Genomic DNA, 8804 nt, shown 5'->3' on the forward strand with positions numbered 1-8804 from the left:
CGAGCAGATGGCTGACAGCAATGTGTCCCGATGGGCGATGACTTTATCCTGGACCGCCGTCCTGCTGGATGGCTTCGACCTGGTGGTCCTCGGCACGGTGATCCCGACTCTGCTGGACGGGAAGGTCTGGGGCCTCACCCCGGCGAGCGCCTCGGTGGTGGCCACGATCGGCTTGGTGGGGATGACCATCGGCGCGCTGGTGGTCGGCACGATCACGGACGTGATCGGCCGGCGCAGGGCGTTGGTGCTGTCGGTCGCGGGCTTCTCGGTCTGCACGCTGCTGTGCGCGTTCGCGCCGTCGGTGTTCGTCTTCGGCCTGCTGCGGTTCCTCGCCGGGCTCGGCCTGGGCGGCTGCCTTCCGACGGCCCTCGCCGCCGCGAACGAACACTCGCACAGCCGCCGGGTCGGCAGCGCGACAACTATCGTGATGACGGGATATCACGTCGGCGCGGTGTTGACGGCTTTGCTCGGCATCATGGTGATTCCGGACCTTGGCTGGCGCGCGATGTTCATCATCGGCGCGGCGCCCGCGCTGGTAGTCGTTCCGTTGATCTGGAAGTACATGCCGGAGTCGCACGAGCCACGGCCGGCGCGGACCGCTCTGTCCACAATGGCCTCGTTGTTCACCGCCAAGTACCTGCGCGCCTCGTTGGCGTTCTGCCTCGCGTCGTTCATGGGCCTGCTTCTGGTGTACGGGCTGAACACGTGGCTTCCGCAGATCATGCGCTCGGCCGGGTACAACCTCGGTGCGGCTCTGGCGTTGTTGTTGACGTTGAACGTGGGCGCCGTCGCCGGGCTGCTGCTCGCCGGGGTGGTGTCCGACCGGGCCGGCATCCGCAGGCCCGCGATCGCCTGGTTCGTCACGGCCGCGGTGTTCCTGGCTCTGCTGAGCGTGAAGATGCCGCAGATCGGCGCGTACGTCGTGGTGTTCATCACCGGGTGTTTCGTGTTCAGCGCCCAGGTTCTGGTGTACGCGTACATCGGCCGGACCTATGTGGACGGCAACCGGGCGACCGCGCTCGGCTGGTCGGCCGGGGTCGGCCGGCTCGGCGCGATCTGCGGTCCCTTGGTGGGCGGCGCGCTGCTCACGGCCGGGATCGCGTACCCGTGGGGCTTCTACGTCTTCGCTGTCGTGGGTGCGCTCGGCGCGGTCGCCGTCACGGTCGTGGGCGGCCGGTCACCTGCGCCGGCGCCACTCGTGAGCCAGCAGCCAGGCCAGGTAGAGCCCGCCTAGCACGCCGGTGGCGATGCCGACCGGCAGTTGGACGTCGGTGAACAGCCGCTGCACTCCCAGATCGCTCGCCATCAGCAGGACCGCGCCGGTCAGGCTGGACGACACCGGCCCGGCCGCCGCCGTCCCGGCGAGCCGGCGGGCGATCTGGGGCGCGGCCAGCGCGACGAACCCGACCGGCCCGGCCGCGGCCGTGCCGACCGCGGCCAGTGCCACGCTTGTCATGACCAGCAGGAACCTGGTTCGTTCCACGGGCACGCCGAGTGCCCGCGCGGCGTCGTCACCCATCTCCAGGACGCCGAGTCGCCTGCTGTAGTACGCCGACACAGGCACCAGGACCAGCATTGCCCAGGCGACCGGTCCGACGTGTTCCCAGCCGCGTCCGTTCAGGCCGCCGACCAGCCACGCCTGCGCCGCGACAGCGTCGTGCAGGTTCGCGTGCGTGATCAGGTACTGGTTGGCCGCGATCAGCATCGCGCCCACTCCGATCCCGATGAGCACCAGCCGATATCCCTGTACGCCGCGCTGAAACGCCAGCAGGTAGATCGCGATCGACGTGACGAACCCGCCGACCAGCGCGCCCGTGGCGACGGCGAGCATGCCGCCGTGGGTCACCACGATCACGACCAGCGCGCCTGTCGCGCTTCCCTGGGTGAACCCGATGATGTCGGGGCTGCCCAACGGGTTCGACGTCAGCCGTTGCAGGATCGCGCCGCTGAGCCCGAAAGCGGCGCCGACCAGCAGTGCCGTCAACAGCCTCGGCAGCCGCAACGTCATCACGATGAAGTCGGCGCCCGGCGGTCCCTGCCCGAGCAGGGTGTCCCACACCTCGGACACGCTCAGCGGGTAGTCGCCGCTGGTCATGGTGACCACCGCGATGCCCACCACCACGATGACAAGTCCCAGGCACGCCAGCGAAGCCCGAGTGTCCACTTTGACCGACACGGCGCCGCGCCGGACGATGGTCGCGCTCACAGTTTGGTCACCCGGCGGCGCCGGCACAGCAGGACGAACACGGGCGCGCCGATGAACGCGGTCACAATGCCTACTTGGAGCTCCTCGGGACTGTTGATCACGCGGCCCAGCACGTCCGATCCGATCAGCAGGACCGGCGCGAGGACCATCGAGTACGGCAGCACCCACCGCTGGTCCGGCCCGGCGATCAGGCGCGCCACATGGGGAACCGCGAGCCCGACGAACGCGATCGGCCCGACCGCCGCCGTGGCCGCCCCGCACAGCAACGTCACCGCGATCACGCCGACGACTCTGGTCCGTCCGATGTGGGCACCGAGCGCTCGGGCCGCTTGGTCGCCGAGGGCGAGGGCGTTGAGCGACCGGGAAAGCGCCAGCGCGAGCACGATTCCGACGCCGATGAACGGTGCCAACCGGACCACGACGTCCATGTTCCGGCCGCCGAGCGACCCGACGTCCCAGAACCGGAACTGGTTGAACGTCAACGGGTTCAACACGAGAACGGCGTCGATCAACGACAGCAACACCGCGCTGATGGCCGCGCCGGCCATGACCAGCCTGTCCGGTGTCACCCCCCGGCCCGCCGACCCCAACACGTACACGACGACCGAGGCGATCCCAGCCCCCAGGAACGCGAACCACACGTAACCGGACACGCCGGTGACGCCGAAGAACGTGATCCCACCGACTACGGCGGCCGACGCGCCCGCGCTCACGCCCAGTAGTCCCGGGTCGGCAAGCGGGTTGCGGGTCAGCGCCTGCATCAGCGCGCCGGCCAGCCCCAGTGCGGCCCCGACCATGATGCCCAGGAGCGTCCGGGGGATACGGACAGTGTGGATGATCGCCGCGTCGCGTGACCCGTCGTTGTGCCACAGGACGTCCCAGGTCGAGCCGAACGGGATGTCCTTGGACCCGAACCAGACGCTCAGCAGGCAGACGAGCACGAGCGCGCCCAGCGCTCCGACCAGCCCAAACAGGCGGAACGACCGCTTACTGGCAATGGTGTGGGTCGTCACGCGCCTGTCCTCGAAGCCGGTTATTGAGGATAGGCTAACCGAAGTTCAGAGCCGCGATCAACACCGAGGGGAGATACGCGCCGTGACCACCGGGGGCGTTGTCCTGCGCCAGGCCATCGGCGGCCAGCGCAGGGACGTCATTGTGTCGAGTGTTCTGGCCGCCGGGCATCAGGCCGGTGAGGCTCTGGTCCCGGTCGTCATCGGTGTTGTGATCGACCGGGCGGTGGCGACCGGGTCTGTGAGTTCTCTGCTGATGTGTCTCGCCGCACTGGCGGGCGCGTTCGTGGCGTTGTCCTACAGCTACCGGTTCGGGGCGCGCGCCGGGGAACGAGCCGCCGAGCAGGCCGCCCACCGGATCAGGATCCAGCTCTCCCAACGAGTCCTCGATCCACGGGGTGGCGCCGAAGCGTCCCACCTGCCGGGCGCGCTGGTGAACATCGCCACCAGTGACGCCAAACGTGTCGGCGGGATCAATCAGGCGCTGCCGATGGCCGTCGCGGCGCTCACAGGTCTGCTCGTCAGCGCGATCGCGTTGTTGCGCATATCGGTCCCGCTCGGTCTGCTCGTGCTGCTCGGCACTCCGCCGCTGATGTTCCTCGGCCATCTGATCGGCCGGCCGCTGGAACGGCGAAGTGGTGTGGAGCAGGAACGGGCCGCGCACGCGTCCGGTGTCGCCGCGGATCTCGTCGCGGGACTTCGGGTCCTCAAAGGGATCCGGGCCGAGAAAGCCGCCATTGACCGGTACCGGCGGACAAGCCGGGACTCGCTGACCGCGACGATCAAGGCCGCCCGCGCGCGGGCCTGGCACGACGGCGCGATCCTGTCGTTGACCGGCGTCTTCATCGCCTTGGTGGCGCTGGTCGGCGGGAATCTGGCCGCGGACCGGGCGATCAGCATCGGGGACCTGGTCGCGGCGGTCGGCCTGGCCCAGTTCCTGGTGGTGCCGCTCAGGTTGTTCGCGTACGTCAACGGCCAGCTCGCGCAGGCTCGCGCGTCCGCTGCCCGCGTCGCCGAGGTGCTGTCTGCCGACTATGCCGTGACCGGGACGAAGATCCTGCCGTCGGTTGACGGGCGGGTCCGACTGGCGGGTGTGTGCCACGGGTCGGCGCGGGACGTCACGTTCGACGTCCACGAGGGCGAATTCGTCGGTGTCGTGGCCAGTCCGGCCACCGCGGCGGACTTGCTGGCCTGTCTTGCCCAGGACGTGGCACCCACCGGGACCATCGAGGTGGACGGGCACGATCTCGCGGACGCCTCACCAAGCAGTGTCCGAGAAGCCGTTCTGGTGGCCGCGCACGACGCCGTCCTGTTCGAGGGAACGCTGCGGGAGAACGTCTCCGCGGCGGCCAGCGGCCCGGTCGACCGCGCGTTGGCCGCGGCAGCCGCCGAACTGCCTGAGGACACGCACATCTCCGAACGCGGCCAGTCACTGTCCGGTGGGCAACGACAACGGGTGGCCCTGGCCAGGGCGTTGGCCGCGGATCCGGCTGTCCTCGTGGTCCACGACCCGACAACGGCCGTGGACGCGGTCACCGAGGCTCGGATCGCCCGCGATATCCGCGAGGTCCGGCGCGGTCGGACGACGATCGCGCTGACCACCAGCCCTGCGCTGCTGGCGGTCACCGACCGCGTTGTGCTGCTGGCCGATGGCGTGACGACCGAGGGGCGCCATGCCGATCTGCTGCACGGCAACGAGGTCTACCGCAAGGCGGTGCTGTCATGACCGAGCTCTTGCCCGTCGCGACCGGGGCTCGGACTCGTAAAGTCGTCGGTTCGCTGGTCAAAGCACACCGGTGGCAGGCCGGCACAGCTTTCGCCGTGCTCGTCGGGGCGACCGCGATCGGCGCGGCCACAGCGCCCCTGCTTGGGTATATTGTGGACAAAGTGACCGGCGGCCAGTCGAACCTGACCGCGCCGGTCGTGGCGCTTGTTCTCGTCGCGCTGGGTCAGGGTGTGGCAACGGCCCTCGGCACGGGCATGGTCGCCAGGCTTGGCGAGAGCATGCTCGCGACGCTCAGAGAGCGGTTCGTGGCCCGTGCACTCACTCTTCCACTGTCCCAAGTGGAGGGAGCTGGCTCGGGTGACCTGACGTCCAGGGTCACCAACGACGTGTCGGTCGTCGCCGAGGCCGTCCGGACCGCGCTCCCGATGCTGGGTCAGTCGGTGCTGACCATCGTGTTGACGCTCGGCGGAATGGCCGTGCTGGACTGGCGGTTCCTGCTCGCCGCCCTGGTCGCCGCGCCGATCCAGCTGCACACAGTTCGCTGGTACGTCCGGCAGGCGAGCCCGCTGTACGCGGCCCAACGAGTCGCAGTCGGCGCCCAGCAACAACAACTCCTCGACACCGTCGGCGGTGCCCGGACCGTTCGCGCGTTCCGGCTCGCCGACGCGCATGTCGCGCGCGTGCAGGAACGGTCGAGCGCCGCGGTAGCGCTGGTGCTTCGCGGTGTCCGTGTGCTGACCCGGTTCTTCGGGCGGCTCAACCTGGCCGAGTTCGTCGGGTTGTCGGCTGTGCTCGTGACCGGGTTCGTGCTGGTGGGCAACGGGTCCGCGTCGATCGGTGCCACGACCGCGGCGGCGCTGTACTTCCACAGCCTGTTCAGCCCGATCAACATCGCGCTGGCGCTGGTGGACGACGCGCAGTCCGCGTCCGCCAGCCTGGCCCGTCTGGTCGGCGTGTCCGATCTGCCGGTGGCCGCTGTGCCCGAGTTGGTCCGGCCGGTGGACTCGTCGGTGAAAGCCACCGGGCTCGGCCATTCGTACGTGCCCGGCCGCCCGGTGCTGTGGGACGTGGATCTGCACGTGGCGCCCGGTGAGCGGGTGGCTTTGGTGGGTGCGAGCGGGGCCGGGAAGACGACCCTGGTCAAGCTGGTGGCCGGCATGCACGAGCCCGGGAGCGGCACTGTCCACATTGGCACTGTCGTCCTGGACGAGCTGCCGTCGACGACTGTCGCCATGGTCAGCCAGGAGGTGCATGTGTTCGCCGGCCCGCTTGCCGACGACCTGCGGCTGGCCAAACCGTCCGCGACGGACGCCGAACTCGCCGCGGCACTGGACCTGGTCGGCTGGGACAACGACATCCCACTGTCCACTGTGGTCGGTGACGGCGGCCATCGGCTGACCGCGGCCCAGGCCCAGCAGCTCGCACTGGCCCGGCTCGTGCTGGCGGACCCGGCGGTCGCCATCCTGGACGAGGCGACGGCCGAAGCCGGCAGCGCGGGCGCCCGGATCCTGGAGGTCGCCGCCGACGCCGCGCTTTCCGGGCGTACCGCGTTGGTCGTGGCACACCGGCTGTCCCAGGCCGCGGCCGCGGACCGGGTCGTCGTGCTCGACGGCGGCCGGGTCGTGGAAAACGGGACGCACACCGAACTCCTCGCCGCGGGCGGTCGCTACGCGGAACTGTGGACCGTATGGTCAGGAAGGGCTCTCTAGATGATTCGTCGTGTGTTGGCCGTCGCCTCTGTGCTGGTGTTGGCGGCCTGTGGTACCAAAGCGGTCAAGGACACCCCAGCGGCGTCCACCGGGGGCGCGTTCCCCGTGACGATCGAGCACAAGTTCGGCAGCACGACGATCAAGTCGGAGCCCAAGCGGATCGTCCTCGTCGGATTCACCGAACAGGACTCACTGCTCGCGCTCGGCGTGGTCCCGGTCGCCACCACGGACTGGCTGGGCAGGTACGAAAGCGCGATCAACCCGTGGTCGCTGGACAAACTGGGGAACAGTCCGAAACCCGTGATGCTGACCGACAAGGACGGCCCGCAGTACGAGAAGATCGCCTCGCTGCGGCCGGACCTGATCCTCGGCATCTACGCGGGCCTGAACCAGGAGCAATACACCAAGCTGTCCCAGATCGCGCCGACAGTCGCGCAGCCGTCCGCGTACGCCGACTACGGCGTACCGTGGCAGGAAGCCACCGAGACGATCGGGAAGATCGTCGGCAAGTCGGCCGAGGCGGACAAACTCGTGGCCGACACCGAGGCGCGGATCGCCAAGGCCCGCCAGGACAACCCCAAGTTCAACGGCGCCTCCGCGGTAATGGCGACCATGTGGGAGGGCTACTTCGTGTACGGCCGACAGGACCCGCGCTCCCGGTTCCTGTCCTCGCTGGGCTTCACCCTGCCCACCAACCTGGACAAGGTGATCGGCGACAAGTTCGGCGTGTCGATCAGCAAGGAGCAGGTGGACCTGCTGGACCAGCGGGTGGCCATCTGGGTCGTCACCGACGCCGAGCAGACCCGCCGCCAACTCGACGCCGACCCCCTCTACACCAGCCTGAATGTGGCCAAGCAGAAGCACGACGTGCTGATCGACGACAAGACCGACTACGGCAGCGCCATGTCCTTCATCTCCGTCCTGAGCATCCCCTACCTGCTCGACCACCTGGTTCCGGACCTGTCCAAGGCACTGGCATCCTGAGGTTCATGGAACGTGTCGCCCTGGTGACGGGCAGCTCACGCGGACTGGGCGCGGCGATCGCCGCCCGCCTGGTCCGCGACGGCCTCAAAGTGTTCGTGAACTCCCTGCCCGGCAACCCAGAACTGGCCACCATCGCGTCCGCAATCGGAGCCACCCCCATCTACGCGGACGTGACCGACCCATCGGACATCAAGGAACTCGCCTCCTCGGTGGGCCCGCTCGACGTGCTCGTCCTGAACGCGACCGGCCCCCAGCCGAACATAGCCCTGTTCGACACAACCTGGTCGGATCACCTGGACCAACTACGGTTCTTCGTGGAGAGCCCCATTCTGCTGTTGCACGCGCTGGTGCCAGGAATGATCTCGCGCGGCTACGGGCGGATCGTGCACATCGACTCCGAGGTGGCCGACCGACCCGCATTGCACCGCTCCGCCTACGTGACGGCGAAAGCGGCCCAAGTGGGGCTGGCTCGAAGCTGGGCCCGGGAACTCGGCCCGTCCGGGATCACCGTGAACACAGTGGCCCCTGGGTTCGTCCCAGTGGAACGGCACAACGACGTCCCCGGCTCAGCGCGTGCCGCTTATACGGCAACAGTTCCCCTCGGGCGGATGGGGCTGCCTGAAGACGTCGCCCACGCCGTCAGTTTCTTCGCCTCTGAGGGGGCCGGGTTCGTCACAGGGCAACGGGTGGTCGTGGATGGTGGCCGCCACTTGGGGCCTTGAGTTCGCTGTTTTGGCTGGCCTTCGCTGTGCAAAAGATATTGCGCTCGCCGCGCCGGCAGGCCGCCAAGAGGGAGTCCTTTCCCGGACCTTTCCGCTTTGTTGGAGGAGTATAGGTCGCGCTGCCTCCCTCCCGTATGGCCTGCCCAAGGGAACCGCATCTGCCAGGTGGAGTCCAGCTTGGTCTTCCGGTCCGTATGGCTCCCAGCCTGGTCGGGTCTCGTGGGCGGACCTCCGGTTGGGTTCCGTGGGTGTGGACCCCACCTGGCAGATGCGGTTGGCTTCGCCCAGGCCACACGGGAGGGAGTCACCACTCTGGGCGAGGTATGTCGCGCGGGCACGCGCCCAAGGCGGGCGTGATAATGTTTAGGCCGCAGCGGGACAAGAATTTACTGCCTACCGTTTCTCGACATTTTTAGTTCGCGGCGGCGGTATTGTTTTATCTAATAT

7 protein-coding genes are annotated in these 8804 nt (G+C 68.6%); 5 read left to right on the top strand and 2 right to left on the bottom strand.

Features of this window, described 5'->3' with window-relative positions; genetic code table 11:
- The first annotated feature begins 7 nt into the window (after nucleotides 1–7).
- Nucleotides 8–1234: an MFS transporter gene (locus EV192_RS12525; RefSeq protein ID WP_132114543.1), complete on the top strand. Its 1227-nt coding sequence runs from the start codon at nucleotides 8–10 to the stop codon at nucleotides 1232–1234.
- Here EV192_RS12525 and EV192_RS12530 read toward each other — a convergent pair.
- Together EV192_RS12530 and EV192_RS12535 are read right to left on the bottom strand one after the other, a co-directional pair.
- Entirely contained in the window at nucleotides 1178–2206 is a 1029-nt protein-coding gene (locus EV192_RS12530) for a FecCD family ABC transporter permease (protein WP_207925998.1), read from the bottom strand. The genes EV192_RS12525 and EV192_RS12530 overlap by 57 nt on opposite strands.
- Nucleotides 2203–3219 carry a FecCD family ABC transporter permease gene (locus EV192_RS12535; protein WP_243726795.1) on the bottom strand — a complete coding sequence of 339 codons (1017 nt, stop codon included), beginning with the start codon at nucleotides 3217–3219 and terminating at the stop codon, nucleotides 2203–2205. The genes EV192_RS12530 and EV192_RS12535 overlap by 4 nt, the downstream gene beginning before the upstream one ends.
- A gap of 82 nt (nucleotides 3220–3301) precedes the next feature.
- Here EV192_RS12535 and EV192_RS12540 point away from each other — a divergent pair, with 82 nt between their 5' ends.
- The 4 genes from EV192_RS12540 to EV192_RS12555 are packed head-to-tail and all read left to right on the top strand — an operon-like array spanning nucleotide 3302 to nucleotide 8357.
- Nucleotides 3302–4942 (top strand): ABC transporter ATP-binding protein, encoded by a 1641-nt coding sequence (locus EV192_RS12540; RefSeq protein ID WP_243726796.1) that lies wholly within the window; start codon nucleotides 3302–3304, stop codon nucleotides 4940–4942.
- Nucleotides 4939–6651, top strand: coding sequence for an ABC transporter ATP-binding protein (locus EV192_RS12545; RefSeq protein ID WP_132114549.1), 1713 nt, complete (start codon nucleotides 4939–4941; stop codon nucleotides 6649–6651). The genes EV192_RS12540 and EV192_RS12545 overlap by 4 nt, the downstream gene beginning before the upstream one ends.
- A complete protein-coding gene (locus EV192_RS12550; RefSeq protein WP_132114551.1) occupies nucleotides 6652–7635 on the top strand; it encodes an iron-siderophore ABC transporter substrate-binding protein in 984 nt (327 codons plus the stop codon). It abuts the gene before it with no gap.
- Nucleotides 7636–7640: 5 nt separating this feature from the next.
- Nucleotides 7641–8357: an SDR family oxidoreductase gene (locus EV192_RS12555; RefSeq protein WP_132114553.1), complete on the top strand. Its 717-nt coding sequence runs from the start codon at nucleotides 7641–7643 to the stop codon at nucleotides 8355–8357.
- Nucleotides 8358–8804 lie beyond the last annotated feature (447 nt).

This window comes from Actinocrispum wychmicini, assembly GCF_004345645.1.
Lineage (GTDB): Bacteria > Actinomycetota > Actinomycetes > Mycobacteriales > Pseudonocardiaceae > Kibdelosporangium > Kibdelosporangium wychmicini.